Source organism: Actinoplanes sp. NPDC049548, assembly GCF_040676695.1.
Classification (GTDB): Bacteria; Actinomycetota; Actinomycetes; order Mycobacteriales; family Micromonosporaceae; genus Actinoplanes.
In genome coordinates this window covers 1-2,677 of sequence record NZ_JBFAPM010000063.1, presented here as the reverse complement: position 1 = coordinate 2,677, position 2,677 = coordinate 1, and the positions used below count along the sequence as shown (strand labels likewise).

Below are 2,677 nucleotides of genomic sequence, written 5' to 3'. Positions count from 1 at the left end.
GGCGGCGTATGTGATTTACACGTCGGGTTCGACCGGGCGGCCCAAGGGTGTGGTGGTCACGCACGCGGGGATGGCCGGCCTCATCGAGACCCAGCGGGAGAAGTGGGCGGTCGGTGCCGGCAGCCGGGTGCTGCAGGCCGTCTCGCCCAGCTTCGACATGTCCCTGTGGGAGATGCTCGCCGGTTTCGCCGGCGGCACACTCGTCATCCCGGAGTCGGAGCGGCCGCTCGCCGGGGAGGACCTCGCCGACCTGCTCGCCCGCGAGCGCATCACGCACGCGGGCATCTCCCCTTCTGTCCTGGCGACGCTGCCCGAAGCAGCCGCCGCCGAGCTGACCGGGCTGGGCACCCTCGGCGTCGGTGGGGAGGCGTGCCCGCCGGAGGTGGTGGCGCGGTGGGCGCCGGGGCGGTCGATGGTGAACGGGTACGGGCCGACGGAGTGCACGGTGTGTGCGACGTTGAGTGAGCCGTTGTCGGGTGCGGGGGTGCCCATCGGGCGTCCGACGGCGGGGATGCGGGCGTTCGTGCTGGATGGTGAGTTGCGTCCGGTGCCGGTTGGTGTGGTGGGTGAGTTGTATCTGGCCGGTGCGGGGTTGGCGCGTGGCTATCTGGGTCGGGCGGCTCTGACGGGTGAGCGGTTCGTGGCGTGTCCGTTCGGTGTGGGTGAGCGGATGTATCGGACCGGGGATCTGGTGCGGTGGCGTGCGGATGGGCAGTTGGAGTTCGCGGGGCGTGCTGATGAGCAGGTGAAGGTTCGGGGTTTCCGGATCGAGCCGGGTGAGATCGAGGCGGTGCTGGCCGAGGTCGAGGGTGTGCGGCAGGCGGTCGTCGCGGTGCGGGAGGACCGTCCGGGAGAACGCGCCCTTGTCGCCTACCTGGTGCCCGACCTCTCCGATACGCCGGACGCGCAGCAGACCTCGGATCAGGTGGCGGGCTGGCACGAGATTTACGACACGCGGTACGCCCTGCCGTCCGAGGCGCCCTTCGGGGCCGACTTCACCGGATGGAACAGCTCTTACACGGGCGAGCCGATCCCGCTCGACGAGATGTCGTCCTGGCGCGACGCCGCCGTCACGCTCATCCGCGAGTTCCACCCTCGCCGCGTGCTGGAGGTCGGCGTCGGATCCGGTCTGCTGCTGTCGCAGTTGGCCGGGGACGTCGACGAATACTGGGCGACGGACTTCTCCGCCGCCGTCGTGCACCGGCTGGGAGAGCAGGTGGCCGCCGCCGGCCTCGCCGACCGGGTCCGGCTGCTCAGCCGGCAGGCCGACGACGTCGACGGGCTGCCCCGCGACCGGTTCGACACGATCGTCATCAACTCCGTCGTGCAGTACTTCCCCGACGGTGCCTATCTCACCCGGGTCGTCGAGCGGCTGATGAGCCTGCTGGTCCCCGGTGGCCGCATCGTCCTCGGCGACATCCGGTACGCCGAATCGCTGCGGACCTTCCACACCGCGATCCACGCGCGACGTGAGAGCGACCCGGCCGCCGTACGAGCCGCAGTGGAACGGTCCGTTCTGGTGGAGAAGGAACTTGTCGTGGCGCCGGAGTTCTTCACCGCCCTGCGCGATGACCATGACGACGTCGCGGGCGTGGACATCCGGCTGAAGCGCGGCGGCGCCCACAACGAGCTCACCCGGCACCGCTACGAGGTCGTGCTGCACAAGACCGGCGCGCCCCTGACCTCGCTGGCCGACGTGCCGCGGCTGGTCTGGGGCCGGGACGTGTACGCGGTCGAGGACCTCGCCGGCCACGAGGGGTCCGTGCGGATCGCCGGGATCCCCAACGCCCGGCTGACCGACGAGGCAGCCCAGGCTCGCGCGGTGCAGTCCGACACCCCGCCGGAGCCGGTGCCCGCGGCGCCGGTCGACCCCGAGCACCTCGTGCGCTGGGCCGGCACCCGAGGACGCCACGTGGCGATCACCTGGTCGAGTCAGGCGCTGGACCGCTTCGACGCGGTGCTGCTGGCCGCCGAAGTGTCGCCCGCCGCGATGACTGACGCGTACCAGCCACGTGCGGGGGCGGGGCCGTGGGTCAACAACCCGACGGCCACCCGTGACCTCGGTGCCTTGATCAGCGCGACCCGCCGGCACGCCGCCCAGCGCCTGCCGGACTACATGGTGCCCGTCTCCTGGGTGGTGCTCAGCAGGCTGCCGCTGACTCCGTCGGGCAAGCTCGACCGGCGTGCGCTGCCGGAACCGCAGCGCGGCGTGACCGCCGGTGGTCGGCGGCCGCGGTCGTCGCGCGAGGAGATGCTCTGCGGACTGTTCGCCGAGGTCCTCGGTGTGCCCCAGGTGAGCGTCGACGACGACTTCTTCGCCCTGGGCGGACACTCCCTGCTCGCCACCCGGCTCGTCAGCCGGGTACGCGCGGTGCTCGGGGTTGAGCTGCCCGTAGCGGCCGTGTTCGAGGCGCCGTCCGTGGCGGGGCTCGCCGCGCGGATCGACGCCGAGACCACCGGTGTCCGTGCCCCGGTTCGCCGCGTGGAGCGCCCCGCATCCGTCCCGCTGTCGTATGCGCAGCGCCGCCTGTGGTTCCTCGCCCAGCTCGAAGGTCCTTCGCCTACGTACAACATGCCCTTGGCGCTGCGTCTGTCCGGGCGTCTGGATCGGGAGGCGTTGCGGGCGGCGGTGCAGGACGTGGTGGCTCGGCATGAGTCGTTGCGCACGGTGTTCCCG

At 71.8% G+C, this 2,677-nt stretch carries 1 protein-coding gene; it reads left to right on the top strand.

The genetic code is table 11. The features are described 5' to 3' along the window. A partial coding sequence (locus AB0J80_RS38450; protein ID WP_364714773.1) for an amino acid adenylation domain-containing protein occupies window positions 1-2,677 on the top strand: 2,677 nt, incomplete at both ends.